This is a genomic window from archaeon, assembly GCA_016432545.1.
Classification (GTDB): domain Archaea; phylum Thermoproteota; class Nitrososphaeria; order Nitrososphaerales; family Gagatemarchaeaceae; genus UBA183.
In genome coordinates this window covers 1,103,996-1,120,865 of sequence record CP066694.1, presented here as the reverse complement: position 1 = coordinate 1,120,865, position 16,870 = coordinate 1,103,996, and the positions used below count along the sequence as shown (strand labels likewise).

The following is a 16,870-nucleotide window of genomic DNA, read 5'->3' as shown; positions in this document are numbered from 1 at the left end:
AAGAGCCGAAGTGACTTTCGTTGCCCGTTGCTTACACTCCAGGCGGTAAGGACCGGGACCAAGAGTTCCGGCTTTGACCTTCTCAGCCTCGTGGAGGAGTCCCTCGGAGGGATCCTGAAGGACGGCGACGTCCTTGTGATCTCTAGCAAGTTTGTCGCGATTTCTGAGGGGCGCGTCGTGCGCCTGAGCCGAGTCAGGCCGGGCGCCAGGGCAAGAGAGCTGGCAAGGATCCATCGGCTCGACCCTCGGCTCTGCGAACTCGTGCTCAGGGAGTCCGACCTCGTCATCGGAGGACTTCCGGGCTTCCTGATGGCCACCAAGGAGGGGCTGCTCACGCCCAACGCGGGGATCGACAAGTCCAACATTGGGCACGGCACCGTCGTGCTCTATCCGAGACGGCCTGAGGCCTCGGCCTGGAGGCTCCGCGAAGCCATCCAGCTCTCCTTGGGCATATCCATAGGGGTCGTAATCTGCGACAGCAGGCTGGCGCCGACCAGGAGGGGAACCGTGGGCGTCGCTGTTTCTGCCTCGGGAATCGAGGGGATAGTGGACATGAGAGGGAAGCTGGACCTCTTCGGGAACGTGCTCAAGGTCACCACGCAGGCCGTCGCCGACGACCTGAGCTCCGCCGCCGAGGTCCTGATGGGAGAGTCGGACGAAGGCGCACCCATCGTGCTGGTCAGGGGGCTGAAGAAGAGCCTCCTCCGCAAGGCCGAGTACCCCGCGAGGAGATTCGCCATCGCAATGAGCGACTGCGTCTACATGCGGAGCCTCGGTTACTCAGGTCCCACGTCGTGAAATCTTCATACACCCTCCACGCCAAGGGTACGCCGGTGCGACGCTGACTTACGAGATAGCCTGCATGTCGTGCGGGACCGCTCTTTACTCGGGCTTCGACCTGAGGTCCCCCGCCGACGTCATGAAGGCGTCCGACTATAGGTGCAAGAAGTGCGGGACCAAGCTCTCGACCGCGAAGTATGTGGTGGAAGTCAGGAAGATAGACGGCTCCTTTTCGTAGACGGGAAGACGCGCGAGGGGCACACCCTCGTAGTCTGCGAAAAGCCCGACGCCGCGAGGAGGGTCGCGGACGCCCTGTCGGGAGGCCGCGCCAGGCCCTTTGTAGTGCTAGGGACTACCGCGTACCGCCTGAGGCGCGGAGTGGAGGAATTCGTCGTCTGCTCGGCCCTGGGGCACGTCTACTCCGTCTCCGACCCCTTTGATGAAAGGGTCGTCTTCCCAGTCTTTGACACCGAGTGGTACCCCTCGGACCTGGTCGAGGAGGGTTCGAAAGGTCTGGCGCGGAGGGTCGCAGCGATCAGGAGCCTCGCTGCCGGCGCCAAGAAACTGATCAATGCCTGCGACTTCGACGTAGAGGGCGAGACCATAGGGTTCAACGTGTTGAGGTATGCGTGCGAGGGCAGGGAGGAGGACGCCCTCAGGGCCAAGTTCTCCACGCTCACCGTGGACGACATAGTGGCGGCCTTCGATGGTGCAGAAGCCCAGAGGCACCAGGGGCTGGCGGCCGCGGGGAGGGCGAGGCACGTCATCGACTTCGCGTGGGGGGTCAACCTGTCGCGAGTCCTCTCCCGCTCCGCCCTCAGGCCGGGGCGGAGGTACGCGACCATCAGCATGGGTCGCGTCCAGGGCCCGACCCTGGGCTTCCTGCACGAACGCGAGGTCGAGGTACGCCAGTTCGTCCCGGTCCCGTTCTGGAAGGTCGCAGCGACCTTCAGAAGGGGCGACGTCAGCTTCGAAGGCCAGTACTCCAGGGAGGGGGTTCCGACGCTGGCCGGGGCCGAGGAAGTCCAGGCCGCCTGCGCTGGCAGGGAGGGGACCGTGACGAAGGCTTCGCGGGGAACTGTCCTCGTCCCTGCTCCTCCCGCCTTCAACCTGGGAGACCTTCAGAAGGAGGCCTATCGGCACCTCCGCCTGCCGCCGAGCAGGACCTCGCAGGCAGCCGAACGCCTCTACCTGGCGGCGCTGATTTCGTACCCCAGGACTGAGAGCCAGCGACTCCCGCCTTCGATAGGCTACCCGGGCATCCTCAAAGGCCTCGGCCGGTCTCCTGAATACTCCAAGCTCGTCGCAGAGCTGACGCGCAGTCCCCTCAGGCCTGCGCAGGGACAGAGGTACGACCCCGCCCATCCTGCAATCTATCCAACCGGGGGAGAGCCGGGCAGGGCCCTGCGCTTCCCGGACGGGCAAGTATACGACCTCGTGGTCAGGCGCTTCCTGGCCGCCTTCGGACCAGCGGCGAAGAGGGAGGTCCTCGAGGTGGAGGTATCAGTCGGGGAGCACCGCTTCAGACTGAGCGGAGGCAGGACCCTCGAACCGGGTTGGCAGGCGTCGTACGGCAGATACGCAAGGTCCAGGGAGGCCGAACTTCCGTCGGCGAACAAGGGGGACAGCGTCAAGGTCGAAAGCGTCGACGTCGAGGAGAAGACAGAGCAGGCGCCGCGGAGGTACGACCAGGCCTCTCTCCTCGAAAGGATGGAGAGGGACGGCATTGGGACTAAAGCCACCCGGGCGGAGATCATCTCGACCCTGGTGCAGAGGGGCTACGTCGGAGGGGAGAAGATGGAAGTCACAGAGCTAGGGTTCTCCGTGGTCGAGGCGATGAGGAAGTACGCCCCTCAGATAGTAAGCCCCTCCCTCACCAAGGAGATCGAGGAGGAACTCGGGCGCATAGAGGCTTCTGGCTCTGGCGAAGCAGACATTCTGAGGGACGCGATCAGGACCATCGCCGAGCAGCTGATCGGCCTCACCGCCAATGGCTCCCAGGTCGGAGACGAACTCGACCGGGCCCTCCGGTCCTCGGAGGCTGTCGCGGACGGCCTCGGACCCTGCCCTGTCTGCAAGACCGGGACACTGAAGATCATCAGGTCGGCCAAGACGAAGAAGCGGTTCGTGGGATGCTCTAACTACAGGACTGGATGTATAGCCTCCTCGCCTCTGCCCCAGCGCGGCGCAATCAGGCGGGCCGGCAAGGCCTGTAGGCACTGCTCGTGGCCTGAAGTCTATGTCTCAGGGGGAAGGACCCCGTGGAGGCTCTGCGTCAACATCGATTGCCCAGGGCGGAAGAGGGCCAAGAAATGAAGTGCTCCCTCTGCAGCAGGGAGGCAGAGTCCGACCTCTGCCAGTATCACGAAGAGGCAAAGTCGAGACTCAAGGCTGCCTACAAAGAGTGGGTCGAAGCCTATGGGAAGATGGGTTGGAAAGATTATTTGGATAACGTTAAACGCAGCGCACAAACGGGGCAGTGGGTAAAAGAGGTAGCTGAGAGGTTGGAATCAGTTGATTAGACGCGTGCTGGCTTCGGGGTATGCCAAGACGGTAGGCGCGGCAAAAGGATGGCTCTGGGGCTTCGTAGACTCCTCCACAGGGCGAGGGGGCCTCCTCCAAGTCCTCTACGTCCTCGTGATAGTGGGCCTCATGGCGGGCTTCATCAACGCGATCGTCTTCCCGGTCCCCAGCCAGGGTTTCATCATCTACCCGAGCGGCGGCGCTCAGAGTGTGGCCGAGGCGATCATCAACGCGTTCGTAATCGTGGTCGGCGGCGCGGGCATATACCTGGCCTACCTGAGCGGAAAGCAGACGACAAGGACCAGGACAGTCAACTTGTACCTCGGACTGTCTCTGCTGCTAATCATCGTTTCAATCCTGACAGGCCTGCAAGTAGCGATAATCAAGGGATACTGACAGTCAGCTTCCTGCCAGGCCAGGCGTCGCCCTTTTCGCAGGTCAGCTCTAGGTTTCCGCCCCTGACGCTGACGGAAGCGACCACCTCCACGAGATGGGAGATGGGCCTGCCCCCTCCCGCTCGCGGGGGACCCTCGCGCCTGTACATCGTGGTCAGAGAGACGGCGCCTCCGGTCCTGGCGGCGAAGGAAAGAGCCTCGGCCGCGAATCCTATCCTCCTGGTCCTCGAGCCCGCTTCGCCGGCCGAAAGAAGATGGTAGAGACTGTTCAGGCTGTCCACGACGAGCACGTCCGACTCCGCCGAGCAGAGAGTGGCGAACGCCCGCTCTACCCTGGCTCCCGGATTGGGGACGAGGAGCCTTGTCGCCCTCGCGGCCCTCGGAGAGAGGCCGCCCGTGACTCGGTCCGCGTTCGAAGCGTAGAGGGCGTCAAGGTCGAGGACTGAGCACCCGCGACTCGTGTAGGAAGCAGCAGCCAGTATTGCAGCAGCGAGGGCAAGGTTCGACCCGCGGTCCTCCACGAGAAGGGTCGTAGCCTTCCCCCTGAGCGGTCCGAGGAAGGAGTCGGCCTCCACCGCGCCAAAGCTCAATAGTCCACCAGTCCGTCTCTCGTCTGACAGTATTTCAAAATGAACCGGATCTGCGTGGTCACCGAGAAGGGGCATGAGTACTACGCGCTGGTCTCGCGGCTCAGGAGGGCGGGCCTTCCATTCACGAGCATGCTGCCCGACTCCGACTACAAGGCCTGTTCCCTCATTCTCACCACGACGTCCGAAGCTTCGCGCTTCGGGGACAAGGCCCTCTCCTTGGAGGACCTCGACGAGAACCCCGGCGTCTTCAAGGGCCAACTCCTGTCGAGCATGGACGGCGCGGGTCTCCCCGTCCTCGTGGGGGTCGACCCCGGGACGCGCACAGGGATGGCGGTCTTCTACGGCGAGACGCCACTGGCCTTCGGGACCTACAACTCGGTGAAGAGCGTCTCCGCGAGGATTCAGGCCTTCTGGAAGGGGATCAAGGCGCAGAGGTTCGTGGTGAGGGTCGGGAGCGGGAACCCCAGCCTCGCCCAGAGGATCGCCGAGGTGCTCGCCATCGAGGTCCCAGGCGCCGCCGTGGAGCTCGTCGATGAATCTGGGACTTCCACGAGTAGCCCGCGGTTCAAGGGCGTCCAGAGGGACCAGAGCGCCGCCGCCAAGATAGCGTTCCGGAAAGGCGTGATAGTCAACCAGGGGCTCCCCAGAACTCACGAGAGAGACCCTCCAGCGCGGCAGGACTGAAGTCCCCGACCACTACGTCCTTCTTGAGCCACGACGGCATCAGGTCCGCAACAGCGTCGGAGTTGTAGCGCTCGTCGAGGAAGAAGACGAGGCCTCTCTTCCCGGGCCTTCTGACGTGTCTCCCCGCGGCCTGGAAGGCCTTGCGGAGGGCCGGAAGGCGCGAAAGCATGAGGAAGGACTCGGTCTCCCCGGCCCTCTTCAGACACGCGTACTCTGCGTACAGCAGGGGGGAAGGCGGAGGCAGGCAGAGGCCGATGACCACGACCGCACCCATCATGTCCTCTCCGAAGTCCTCCCCCTCGGAGAACCGTCCACCCTGGACAGCGAAGAGGACCGAGCCCTTCACCGACCTGAACATGTCGAAGAGGTCTGCGGCGTCCTGGCTGGAGAGTCCAGAGACCTCGTGGAGGACCGGCCTGCCTGCAAGCCTCTTCTCTACCATCCCTGATACTGCGCCCAGAATAGAGTAGGAAGGGACGAAGACCCCGACGCCCGTCTCGGTCCCTGAGACGATCCCGGCAACCTTGTCCGCGATCCTTGCGAACATCTCCGGAGTCCTCGCCTTGTACCTCGTTGAGACCCCCGTGTCGATCGCAGTCCTCACCGTGACGAGGGCCTCGGTCCTGACCTCGTATGTGGAAGAGCCTGAGCCCAGACCCAGGGACCTGCTGAACAGAGCCGAAGGGTTGATGGTCGCTGAGAGCAGGATCGAGGACCTGAACCCGCTGAAGAACTCCTCGAGGCCCTTCACCGGGTCAGGGTCGATGAGCCCCAGGGTGCTCTCCCACTTGACGAGGAGCGCCCCGTCCGACGAGGAGAGGCGCGCCAGGAAGTCGCCGACCCTCAGGACCATCGAAGGCATCCTCCGCTCGTACACCACAGCCCCCCATGCTGCTGCGGAACAGGCCTCCAGCTCGTGAGCCAGGTTCTGGAGCCAGGAGGCACCGCGCTCTGACCTGAACTGCTCCAGGAGGGCGCGCCTGTCAACCAGCCACGAGGAGGACGAGGAGAGGGCCCGCTCAAGGACCCGCTTCAGGACCCTGATCGAAGTCGCGGCCTCCTCCATGAGGAGGGCCTCCGCCTCCCTGGACGCGCCGTCCACCTCTTCCATCGTCAGAGTGGCGGTTTTGAGGCCGCGCATGAAGTCGCGAAGGTTGTGCGCCTCGTCCACCACCAGGATTGTCCCTTTCTTCTCCATCGAGGCCCTCTGAAAGAATGCCGGGCCGCCCTTCGCGTCGAAGACATAGTGGTACGGCACGACCGCGACCCTGGCCTGGGCCATCGCGAGCCTGGTCACCTCGTAGGGGCACACGTGAATCCTCTCCGAGGCCCGGAGCAGCTCGGAGTGGGCGGGCGAGGAGCTCGAGGCCCCGGAGACCACCTCGTCCAGGTCTGCCCCCAGCAGTGGCACGTTGAGGAAGTACGAGCACAGGTTGTTGCTCACGTTGAACGAGCAGTACCAGCCGAAGGACCCCTGCGGAATCGGGCGGCCCCGCCGCAGAAGGCAGTAGTCGAACTTCGAGAGCATTGAGGCCGCCTTGAACGGGTGCCTCCTCTGAAGCCGCGAAACCTCTTCTATCACCCTGTTGATCTGCCGCTTCGTCCTACAGGTGAAGACGACCCGAGCCCCCACTTCCTCTGCCGCGCTCAGGGTCCCGCACAGGACCGCGGCCGTCTTCCCGAACCCGCTCATCGCCTCAGCGACGAGCGTCTCCCCTCCAGAGCAGGCCTCGTAGACGCGCTGAGCTAGCTCCCTCTGCCCAGGGCGGAAGTCGTCGTAGGCGAACCTGGCCTCGATCCCCACGGGCCTGGAAGCTGCCCGGTTATTTTACAGCCTCAGTTGGGGGCCCTTGTCACGAAGCTCTGGTCCCTGAAGAGAGCGGAGGTCGCGCGTGCCACAGCCTCGCGGCTCCCAGAGGCCGTGTAGACCCGCAGCATGTCCATGAACCCGACTATCGAGCCGAGAGGAGGGAGCTCGGAGAGGGAGACCTTCCTCGCCTGGCGTCTCTTCCCTTCCCCCCTGATCATCCTGACCTGTGTGAATGACTCTCTTGAGGAGGTGTAGGGGACCGAGGGGGTCGTCGGGACGTCAAGGTACACTTGCATCGGTTCGACCCCTGCCGCCTTCGCCAGGTCTGCAGTCACCTTCTGTCTCATGCTCTCCCGCGCGAAGATCTGCCCCACCATCCTGTCCTTCCTCTGGACCAGCCTCTCGAAGACGCACTTCACCAGACGCCTTCTCTGAAAGTCCAGGGCAAGCCGCCGTGCCTCCCTGAGGCCTGGCGTCGACTCGTCCAGGTGCGCGAGCCTGTGAATCACAATCTCATCGGTCAGCTCCAGGTAGCCGTCTAGGTCCGAGAGGTCCGTCAGGCCCAGGGCCTCGTCGGCGAGCTTCATCGAGTGGACGAGCATCAGCTCGGCGGCCCTCACGGTGCGGTGGAAGTAGACCGCCTTGAACATCTCGTACCTCGCGAGCAGCAGGGCTTCGAAGGCATAGAGAGCCGCGTCGTCAATCGCGAGGTGCCCCTCTGCGACCCGCAGGGAGTCGACGACCCTCTGGACGTCCACCTTCCCGTACTCGACCCCGGTAAAGTAGGAGTCCCTGGGAAGGTAGTCCATGATGTCGGCGCTCAGGCCCCCCGAGATTATCTCGTTCATGAAGGGAGGGCGGCTGGCCTGCCTCCCGACCGCGAACTCGGACATCTTCTTGGCGGAGAAGCCGTACTTCCCGAGGACTTCGCCCACCGACGTCTTCGCGACTATCCTCTGAGAGATGTCCTCGTGGCTCAGCTTGGAGTCTTCGGCCAGTACCTCCTCGTACATGTGCGAGAAGGGGCCGTGCCCGATGTCGTGCAGGAGGGCCGCGATCCTGACCTCCTGGACCTGGTCGACGCTCAGCTCGGAGAACCCGTGGAGCGACTCCGCGATCATCCCAGCGACGTGCATCGCGCCAACCACGTGCTCGAACCTCGTGTGGACGGCCCCCGGATAGACCAGGTAAGACCCGGCCAGCTGGTGGATCCTCCTGAGCCTCTGGACGAACGGCGAGTCGACTAGTTCGCGCTCGACCTCGGTCAGCTTGACGTACCCGTGGACAGGGTCCCTGATCTCGGCCACGGGCCTCAGAATCAATCCTGTGAGAATCTTCCGCCCTGTCGTCTTAAACGGTTCGCCCGGACGCGGCCAAGAGTTGGGAGACTGCCGATGAGACGGCCTGGCCGGTCGGCTCAATCCCTTGCCCGGCGTCCACGACCTTCCAGCCTAGGTCCTTGGCCAGCTTCAGGTACGCCTCACGAGCGCCCTCCTGTAGCCCCCTGTTGCTCTCGTTCCTGTCCTTGTTGAGCGCCCTCCTTCTGAACAAGTCTTTGGGCGGTGCGTCTAGGACGACGACCAGGTCTGATTTCGGGAGGCCACTCTCGAGCCCCGCCAACCAGTCCATCGGCAGCCCGTTGGCAGTGCCGTATGCGAGGTTGGACTCGGAGTACCTGTTCACGATCACCATGTCACAGCTCGAGAGCAACCCCTCCAGCGCCGCCTTCTTCTCCCACCTGTTGGCTGCGAACAGGATGTGCCTCACTTCGTGAGGATAGGCCCTCTCGCCCATCAGGAACTTCCTGATCTCTCTCCCGATCGCAGTCTCATAGTCGGGGAAGGACATCGCCCCAGTGGCAAGGCCCCTGGACCTGAGCCAAGCCTCGAGGATGGAACTCTGGGTCCTCTTCCCGACCGCGTCGATGCCCTCGACTGCGACCAGCAGGCCCTTCTTCGGAGTCAAGGATGGCCTCCGGGACTCCCAGCGCCTAAATCCCTTTCTCAGAGAAGGATGGAGAGAGTCAGGAGCAGGAGGACCGAGGAGACGGTGAGCCTGAGGTAGGCCCGTCCGAACCTCGAACTCGCCTGCGTGATCTCAGCGAACTCCTCGAGGGCCTTGGCGCCGAAGACCCTGACCCTGCTGACGAACTGCCCCGAACCATACTTGACCGGAGCGAGGCGCTCGCCCGCGATCTTGGCGAGCTCCACGACGAGGCCGACTATCGAGCTGACCGAGGTCGCTTCGCCCAGAGCCTTGTAGCCCCTGGCGACCGTGAGCCCCCTCGCTGCCAAGTTGTGGCTGTCCGACGTGCAGAATTCTATGAGCTGAGTGCCGGCAGCGCCGAGGGCCTTCGCTGCCTCTTCCCTGATCGAGGGGACGGCGTTGTTCGCGTCCGCGAGCACGAAGACCGACCTCCTGCCTTCCGCCTCGACCATGAAGAGTGCGACCCCGTTCTCAGTCAGGTCCTCCGCAGGAGGGAACCCCACCTCGCTCGAGTGCGCGTAGGCGACCTTGAAGGCCCGGGCTTTCTCCTCCGTCGTCCGCTCGAAGAGCTGCTTCCAACCCACTTCAGCGGTGTCGGGGGAGACCGGCCTGTGGTCGATCGAGTTGTGCGCGTCCACCACGCTCAGCCCGAACCCAGTGCCTCCGACCTTCCTCTCGAGCTCGTCCTCGACGCTCGCGCTCAGGTCGTCCGACCCCAGGGGCGCGAATGATATCGTCAAGATCAGGTCCTTTCCGAAAGCTGTGGACGAGACTGCCGCCTTCCCTATCTGGGCGTTGAAGGGTCCCCGGAGGGAGCCGTCCGCCTCCGCTCTGACGCTCTCCGCGAACCTCCTCACCTCGGCCGCAAACTTTTCCGTCTCGGCCCTTGTGGAAAGGTTCCTCTCGTGCCCCCCGGGCCGGTGGAGGGTCATCGCCCTCCCCAAGGTCCCGAAACTCCTCGAGATGACGCCAGGCAGGTCGTAGCTCCCTATGGGATGGAAGGGGCCAGGATGGACCCCGGGCAGCACGAGGAAGACGCCCTCCTTCTCCGTCTGGAACCTCATGACCTTGGTCTCGACCTCGGCCTCCTCGGAGTGGTCCGCGATTATCGCCTCCAGGTCCGCCGCCTCGCCTCCCGCCCAGGTCTTCATGAAGGACCGGAAGAGGCCCAGCGCGGAGTATCCCTTGCTCGTCCTTTTGCGCTTCAGCAGGAAGACGAAGGCGACCACTATGACGAAGCCGACCGCCCCCAACGCAGCGGGGAGGGGCTCGGGCCTTCCCGGCCATGCGAGGTCGACCAGGAGGAGCGACAGTGCAGGGTGGACAGAAGCGAGGGCCAAGGACCCGGACGTGCTCTTCGTGAAGACGCCGTTGATCACCAGGAATTCGACCGATGCGCAGAGGAGGGCGCCGAAGAAGAGGGCATTTGCCAGAGGATGGAAGGACCCGATCGACCATCCGTAAAGGGCGCCCGGCGTCGCGCAGAGGAGCCAGAGGACTTCCCCTGTCAGGAGGACCGCGCTCGTCCTCCTGAAGTTCCCTATGTTGCTCCTGTCGAACCCCCTCAGAACTGTGGAGATCGCGAAGGTAGAGCCAAGGAAGACCCCGAAGGTGGCGGCGAAGAGCGCCGGCGCCTCCACGCCCGCAACCTCCACGCTGAGGAGCAGCGTGAAGACTGCGCCAAAGAAGGCGAGGGCCAGGGAGGACGGGAGGACGAAGAGATGCCTGTACCTGCTCGCCAGGACCTCGGTCGCCGAGCGCTTCGCTTGAGCTTGCTCAGCGGAAGAGGGCGTTGATGGCAATTGAGACGGCTATCAGAGTGATCGACCCAACGAGGACGATTTCGGGCCTGATCTTCACTCCGTGCGTCTCTTCGTTGAAGAATGTGAGCAGGCCTGCGCTGGAGGCGGGCATCGGAGACTTGTTCTTGCTGTCGCTCATCGGAACTTTTGCGACCCCGCTCCGTTCTTAAGGGTAACGCCTCATCCCCGGCCCGACCCATGAAGAAGGCCTTCGCGACAAGACTGATCCTCGGCTCCGCCCTGTTCCTGATCGCCTCGTATCAGTACGGGACGACCGGGCAGGTCCTTTGGCTCGTCGTGCAGGTCGCGGTCACTTCGTGGCTCCTCCTGAGCGCGGTAGTGGAGCTCAGGCGCGCACCCGCCTCCGCGCATCCGCCTCCCTGAAACGCATAATTATCGAGGCGGGCGCGGCGACCTCGTGCCCTCCTACGCGCCAGAGTTCAGGTCGGTCGTCTCGAAGGTCAGGGCCCACGAGAAGTGGTTCTCCGAGAGCCTTCCGATGATCGCCAGCGAGAACGTCGCGTCCAGGCCCATCAGGGAGGCGATGTCCTCCGACCTTGGGCACAGGTATGCCGAGGGGTGGCCAGGCGAGAGGGTCTACGCCGGCTGCAGGTACATCGACCAGATCGAACTCCAGGCAATCGCACTGGGGAAGAAGCTCTTCAAGGCCGAGTTCATCGACGTGAGGCCCACCTCCGGGGTCGTCGCCAACCTCGCAGTCTACTCGGCCCTCAGCGGGCCCGGCGACACCATGATGGCCCTCTCGATACCGAACGGCGGCCACATTTCTCACGGCAAAAAGGACTTCTCAGGGTCGGCCGGGCTCGTGCACTCCCTGGAGATAGAATACTTCGCCTTCGACAAGGACGAGATGAACATCGACATCGACGAATCGAAGAAGCGGATCAGAGCAAAGAAGTCCGTGCGACTCGCTATGTTCGGCGGAAGCCTCTTCCTGTTCCCCCACCCCGTCCGTGAGCTCGCAGAAGTCGTCAGGGACGCGGGCGGGAATGTCTGTTACGACGCCGCCCACGTGGCCGGGCTCATCGCCGGAGGACGCTTCCAGGACCCGATCCGCGAGGGCGCCGAGATAATGACCTTCAGCACGCACAAGACGCTCTTCGGCCCCCAAGGCGGGGCCATCACGTCCAAGGCCGAGTTCGCCGACCAGCTCAAGAAGGCCGTCTTCCCCGGCACCACCAGCAACCACCACCTCCACAGCGTAGCCGGGAAGGCGATGGTCTTCGCAGAGTTCCTGCAGTTCGGCCGCGGGTACGCGAGGGACGTCGTCAGGAACGCCCAGACCCTGGCAACGGAGCTCGCCTCCTTGGGAGAGAAGGTCCTCGGGGAGAAGAACGGGTACACGATGTCCCATCAGGTCGCCGTGGACGTGACGAAGTACTCCGACGGCGGCGCGCTCGAGAAGCTCCTCGAGTCCCAGAACATCATAGTCAACAGGCAGCTGATCCCCGGGGACCTCGCCGCCGGGCGCCACTACACCAACCCCGGTGGAATCAGGCTCGGGGTCGCCGAGCTGACACGGCTGGGGATGGGCAGGGGCGAGATGGTCGAGGTGGCAAAGATCATCCACCAGGCGATGGCCGGCAAGGGCAAGCGCGCGACCCTCTCCAAGGTCAAAGAGCTCAGGCGTGGATTCCAGAAGGTGAAGTACTCCTTCTCGGAGACCCCCGCCTACTTCTTCAAGTAGGCCTGGCCTTCAAGAAGTCGGTCAACTCCATCTGGTCGGCCTCCCTCGGCCCCTGGAAGAGCTGGTCCAGCTCCCGCCTCAGGGTCTCGAGCCTGTTCTTCAGGTACGGCTCGATGTCGTAGTCCCGAGCGAGCCTTTGCGCTATCGAGAGGTACTTCTCTACGGAGGCCCTCGTGAGCGTCCCCTTGATCTCGCCCGCGCAGTTGGGGCAGGCCCAGTAGAGTGGGGGCCTGCGGATGGTCAGGCCGCACTTCTTGCACTTGAAAGCCTGGGTCGCGTACTTCTTGGCGTTCCCCATTATGTCCCTGATCAGGTGCGTCCGGATTATCGACTCTACGACCTCCTTGGTGGAGACCGCTTCTATCTCCGATGCCACCTCGATCTGTTTTGCTATCTTCTCGGCGAGGGTCCTCAGGGTCGAGTAGGCTCCCCTCGAGCGCCTTACTGTCAGGACGCTGGTCTCGTGGGTGAACCCGTACCCGTAGAACTGCCTCTCGTCCTCCAGCCTTGAGCCTATTCTCTCGATGAGGCCTGAGACAGATGCCGCGGGGGGCGATTCCTGCGTCTTCTCGTAGAACTCTGCCGGATAGGAACTGGCTATGTCGAAGTTGTGCGACTGCTCGTCCACCTCTGAGGGGATCAGGATGGGCTGGATCAGGAGCGGGGTGTCCATCAGGCCCCCTATCCTCTGCGGGATGTACTGGAGCGAGAAGTTGAGCAGCACGTCCGCCAGCAAGAGCAGGGAGTCGCCGTCCCCGTCGCAGTCCCTCCTCTTCGCCGAGTGCCAGTATGGGTTGGCGAAGCAGACCTGAGTCTGGGAGAAGCCTGCGATCCTTCCTGCGACCCCCACCGAGGTGTGGGGCGCGAGCCCGATCACGATTTTCCCCAGGAGGTCGGATGTGGTCCGCACCCCGTAGTACGGCGAGAGCCCGTAGACGCTCTGTAGTTCGTCGTCCACGAACTCAGCCATCTTCAGCAGCTCGCCCGCTATTTCCGCAGGCACTATGATGTCCTGGGGCTTCAGCTCCAGGATCTGGTCCTCGGTCTCCAGGGCCTTCCCCTCGCGGTCGGTTTCATAGCCGAGGGCCTTCAAGGCCTCCACCCCGCTCTTCACGTCCCTGGGCCGGAAGTGGGTCAGTGGCGCGTTGGTCACGTCGATCCTGAGGGTCCCGTCCTTGTAGACGAAGACGTCGTGCTTGCTCCTGATGACCCCCTTCTCCAATGGCTCCGGGGTCTTCGCGGCGCTGCTGAGGCCCTTGACCCCCTTGACCGGCTTGTTCGGGTTGAACGGCATCCTCCGTGCGATCTTCGCGAGCTTGGCGTGGAGGTCGTACGACATCTCCGAGTGCCCCGCAGTCTTGGCCTTGCAGTTGGGGCAGACGTCCTCTGCCGTGGTCGTCCCGCACCTCGGGCAGGACTTGAAGGGGACGGTGGCGGAGCCGCAGACCTCGCACCTGCTGCTCAGGCGCCTCTGCCCGCACTCGGGGCAGAAGAGGTTGGCCACCTCGATGGTGATGGGGCCCTGCTTCGAGGCCGCGACTACGTCCCTGTTCTGTCCGCCCGCGAAGCCCACGGGGAAGAGCGTGTGCACCGGCGGCTTGAGCTTCCTGACCATCGCCTTCTCCGGCCTCCCGACCCTGACCCCGATGGTGGTCGCGACCTGCTTCCTGATCGTGATCCCCGAGAGGCTGTGCACGAATTCGGCCGGGCCAGCGGCCCCCGGAGGCTCAGACCCGTCGCCGAGGTTGAGGAGCTTCCCTAGGACCACGGCCGCCTCCCCAGAGACGACCGGGCGCTCTCCCTCAATCGTGTGCTCGACGAGCGCCGCCCTCAGGGCCGCCTCCGAGCCGCCTCCCTCGAAGGTCAGCCTCCCCCCGTCGACCTGACTGAACGCCTTCCTCAGCTCCGATATCGACGCGACCGTCAATCTCTCGAGCCTCGGAGTGTGGCTCGGATGCAGCGGGATGCCGAGGGCCTTTGAAATCGCCAGGGCCTCGGCCCCGGACGGCGCGGCTCCAGCGAGGACCTCGGCTACTCTCTCCCTGCTGAGCCCTGCACCAGCGAGCCCCTCGAGCGCACCGGGGATCTGGAGGGCGGACCTAAGGTCCTGGACCCACCACTCCGTCACGTAGGCCGACGGAGGGAGGGCCTTGTTGTTCTCGAGGAAGTCCCCGTAGCTGACCAGCGCGTCCCCGAGGTCCAGAATCTTGACCAGGTTCTCCCTGAGCTTCTCCGCTTCCTCAGACGTCGAGACCCGCCTCACGCTCCCGTCCTTCAGGAGGACCACCGGCCCCTCGAGTGAGTCCACGAATGCGATCGTCGCAGCCTTGCCAGGCATGTCCACCTTGACCTGTGTCCCAGTGACCACCGGGTAGTCGAGCAGTATCGCGACGGCAGGATGGATCCCGATGGTCGAGAGCCCCGTGTTCATCGACCTCCCGTACCTCAGCCTGAAGCCGCCCCTGCTCCTCGGCATGGAGAGGACCGCCCTGCCTGAGATGACCTCCTCGAAGTGGGCCCCCGCCTGCTCCGTCTCGTTGGTCGTCTGCTGCGTCCCGCCCTTGACCTGCCCGAGCCACTCCCACCCTGAGATGCTCAGGCTCGCGAGCTTCTTCTCCAGCTTGTGGCCCCGTCCGATCACTCCGTCGTTGAGGACCCTGAGCGCGCCGCCCCTCAGCCTGTCCGTCGAGACCCGCTTGAGGCCCCTGTGGACGACCACCTCGATGGCGTCAGTCTCGATCCCGTCGATCTCCACCGGGAGGTTAGAGATTGCCTGCCTGATGTCGTCGTCAGTCACCTTGTACTGGAAGTTCCCCACATCGCGCTCGTAGATCCTGAGCTCCTCCGCGAACCTGTCCACCTCCTCCTGCCTGGCCCTGTAGTTGGAGAGGCCCAGCTTCTTCGCGGTCACGTCCGCGATGACGAGTGAGAAGGCAGCCTCGGTTCCCCCCGCCGAGCGCATCGGTCCCGCGTAGGAGACAGAGCAGTAGTCGCTGTTGTCGTCGTTCTGCTTGATCGTGACCCCGGAGATCCCCTCGAGCGGTGCGACCGTGACCCCGTCGGTCATGACCGCCAGGCCCGCACGGACCCCGTAGCTCAGGGCCTCCTGGCGCTGGAGAGCTCCGAACTTGCCGAGCGCTATCTCCTGAGAAATGGTGAGCGCGGCCCGCTCCTTGGAGGTCGACTTTAGCAGCTCCCTGAGCCTGTCGACGAGGCCCTCGAACTGGTCCAGCCGGAGCATTTGGTTGACACGATCCGCCAGGTCGAAGACCGTCTTGCTTTCTACGCTCTCCACGGGGTCGAGGCCCATGGCCCGCGCGTCGGAGGCGACCTTGTGGGCGGACTCGTATTGCGAAAGGATGTCCTTGTAGTAAGAATCGAGGCGGGCTGGGAACGGGGCGAGCTTGCGAGCGCGCTCCCATGCGAGGTCAGCAGAGAAGGACAATCGTCGCGCCGGAGCGCTTGCGGGTCTTAAGTTCTGCCGTGGCCCATGTTTATAGAAAGAGGCCTTGCGTCCTCGGCGTCGGATTGTCAGGAGACGAACAACAGAAAGGGCCCGACCTAAGCCTCGTCAAGAGCGGGACGATCGCGCAAGAGCTGAGCTGGGACGTAATCCTCAGCCGTGGAGTCGGCCTCTATCGAGAGAACTTCACGAGGTTCCTGACGCTCTTTCTGCCGATAAGCGCGGTACTCGGCATCCTCAATTCGCTGCTCAGATACTACATCCCGCTGCCGACCCTTCCGATGAACCCGACCCCGGCGGACTTCCAGCTGTGGTTTCCCGGATTCTTCAGCTCCATCATAACGCTCCTCTTCTACACCTTGATCATCTCATGGCTCGTCGGTTCCGTCCTGACCGGGTCAGGAGTCAGGATGACGTCCGAAGCCCTTCAAGGCAAGGACGCGTCGCCGTTTTCGGCTCTGAGGTTCACCGCTTCCAGGATAGTCTGGATCTGGCTCGCCGGTTTGATTGCAGGAATCCTGGAGCTCCTTGGCTTCATCGCTCTGATAGTGCCCGGGTTCGTAGTCGTCGCCATGTTCTCCCTGGTGAACGAAGCCATAGTCATCGAAGGGGCTGGGCCTTTGGATGCGCTCGGGAGGAGTCGGCGCCTGGTCGCGGGGCGCTGGCTGAAGACCCTCGGGCTTCTGCTCCTCGTGGGGCTGATCCTGGGGGCCTTCGGGATCGCCTTCAGCGCCGTCGCCAGGCTCTTCGGTCCTGGGGAGACCTTCGTGACAGAGCTCCTCAATGGACTTGTGCTTCCCCTGAGCCCGATTGTGACGACGCTGTACTATTACTCAAACGTGGGAAGGCTTTCACCTCCCCTGCCGCCGGCTGTTATGTCCCCGGGAGTCCCCGTGAGTACAGCGAAGTTCTGCACTAACTGCGGGACCCCGGCCGGATTAGCCGACAGATTCTGCGTGAAGTGTGGAACGGAGATTCGGAGTTCGACTTCATCAGGAGTAGTGTAGAACCTCCCAGCTACTTTGATGAGTCTCAGTACGACCATGACCCCGAACGCGCCTGACCAAATCGTAATCGATGCCGTCTACCTTGGAGTTCTGGTCGCAGTCCTTTCGTTCCTTTTTGCAAT

The 16,870-nt window shown here is 63.7% G+C and carries 16 protein-coding genes; 9 read left to right on the top strand and 7 right to left on the bottom strand.

Annotation, left to right across the window (positions count from 1 at the left end; all coding sequences use genetic code 11):
- Nucleotides 1–27 precede the first annotated feature (27 nt).
- The 5 genes from cofE to HY247_06220 all read left to right on the top strand — a co-directional run bounded on the left by cofE (nt 28) and on the right by HY247_06220 (nt 3,699).
- Nucleotides 28–798: a coenzyme F420-0:L-glutamate ligase gene (gene cofE, locus HY247_06240; GenBank protein QQG48345.1), complete on the top strand. Its 771-nt coding sequence runs from the start codon at nt 28–30 to the stop codon at nt 796–798.
- Between the two features lie 64 nt (nt 799–862).
- Entirely contained in the window at nt 863–1,018 is a 156-nt protein-coding gene (locus tag HY247_06235; GenBank protein ID QQG48344.1) for a hypothetical protein, read from the top strand.
- Entirely contained in the window at nt 949–3,096 is a 2,148-nt protein-coding gene (gene topA, locus HY247_06230) for a DNA topoisomerase I (protein ID QQG48343.1), read from the top strand. The genes HY247_06235 and topA overlap by 70 nt, the downstream gene beginning before the upstream one ends.
- Complete coding sequence (locus HY247_06225; protein QQG48342.1) at nt 3,093–3,302, top strand: hypothetical protein; 210 nt, start codon at nt 3,093–3,095, stop codon at nt 3,300–3,302. The genes topA and HY247_06225 overlap by 4 nt, the downstream gene beginning before the upstream one ends.
- Complete coding sequence (locus HY247_06220) at nt 3,295–3,699, top strand: hypothetical protein (protein QQG48341.1); 405 nt, start codon at nt 3,295–3,297, stop codon at nt 3,697–3,699. The genes HY247_06225 and HY247_06220 overlap by 8 nt, the downstream gene beginning before the upstream one ends.
- On the opposite strand, the gene HY247_06215 is transcribed toward HY247_06220, so the two are convergent.
- On the bottom strand, nt 3,686–4,288 hold the full coding sequence (locus tag HY247_06215) for a hypothetical protein (protein ID QQG48340.1): 603 nt from the start codon (nt 4,286–4,288) through the stop codon (nt 3,686–3,688). The genes HY247_06220 and HY247_06215 overlap by 14 nt on opposite strands.
- 39 nt (nt 4,289–4,327) lie before the next feature.
- Between HY247_06215 and HY247_06210 the strand changes: the two genes are divergently transcribed.
- A complete protein-coding gene (locus HY247_06210) occupies nt 4,328–4,972 on the top strand; it encodes a hypothetical protein (GenBank protein QQG48339.1) in 645 nt (214 codons plus the stop codon).
- On the opposite strand, the gene HY247_06205 is transcribed toward HY247_06210, so the two are convergent.
- The 5 genes from HY247_06205 to HY247_06185 are packed head-to-tail and all read right to left on the bottom strand — an operon-like array spanning nt 4,917 to nt 10,709.
- A complete protein-coding gene (locus HY247_06205; protein QQG48338.1) occupies nt 4,917–6,776 on the bottom strand; it encodes an ATP-dependent DNA helicase in 1,860 nt (619 codons plus the stop codon). The genes HY247_06210 and HY247_06205 overlap by 56 nt on opposite strands.
- Nucleotides 6,777–6,808: 32 nt before the next feature.
- Nucleotides 6,809–8,104, bottom strand: coding sequence for an HD domain-containing protein (locus tag HY247_06200; GenBank protein ID QQG48337.1), 1,296 nt, complete (start codon nt 8,102–8,104; stop codon nt 6,809–6,811).
- A gap of 28 nt (nt 8,105–8,132) precedes the next feature.
- Nucleotides 8,133–8,747: a dTMP kinase gene (gene tmk, locus HY247_06195; GenBank protein QQG48336.1), complete on the bottom strand. Its 615-nt coding sequence runs from the start codon at nt 8,745–8,747 to the stop codon at nt 8,133–8,135.
- A gap of 38 nt (nt 8,748–8,785) precedes the next feature.
- Complete coding sequence (locus HY247_06190; GenBank protein QQG48335.1) at nt 8,786–10,570, bottom strand: DUF2070 family protein; 1,785 nt, start codon at nt 10,568–10,570, stop codon at nt 8,786–8,788.
- Entirely contained in the window at nt 10,545–10,709 is a 165-nt protein-coding gene (locus tag HY247_06185) for a preprotein translocase subunit Sec61beta (GenBank protein QQG48334.1), read from the bottom strand. The genes HY247_06190 and HY247_06185 overlap by 26 nt, the downstream gene beginning before the upstream one ends.
- 59 nt (nt 10,710–10,768) lie before the next feature.
- Between HY247_06185 and HY247_06180 the strand changes: the two genes are divergently transcribed.
- Both HY247_06180 and HY247_06175 read left to right on the top strand, forming a co-directional pair.
- Nucleotides 10,769–10,954, top strand: coding sequence for a hypothetical protein (locus HY247_06180; GenBank protein ID QQG48333.1), 186 nt, complete (start codon nt 10,769–10,771; stop codon nt 10,952–10,954).
- 34 nt (nt 10,955–10,988) lie between these two features.
- Entirely contained in the window at nt 10,989–12,278 is a 1,290-nt protein-coding gene (locus HY247_06175; GenBank protein ID QQG48332.1) for a serine hydroxymethyltransferase, read from the top strand.
- Here HY247_06175 and polC read toward each other — a convergent pair.
- On the bottom strand, nt 12,271–15,723 hold the full coding sequence (gene polC / locus HY247_06170) for a DNA polymerase II large subunit (protein QQG48331.1): 3,453 nt from the start codon (nt 15,721–15,723) through the stop codon (nt 12,271–12,273). The two genes, HY247_06175 and polC, sit on opposite strands and share 8 nt — an antisense overlap.
- Before the next feature lie 83 nt (nt 15,724–15,806).
- Between polC and HY247_06165 the strand changes: the two genes are divergently transcribed.
- The gene (locus HY247_06165) at nt 15,807–16,748 is read left to right on the top strand and encodes a zinc ribbon domain-containing protein (protein QQG48330.1); all 942 of its coding nucleotides are present in this window, start codon (nt 15,807–15,809) and stop codon (nt 16,746–16,748) included.
- The last annotated feature ends 122 nt before the right edge of the window (nt 16,749–16,870 follow it).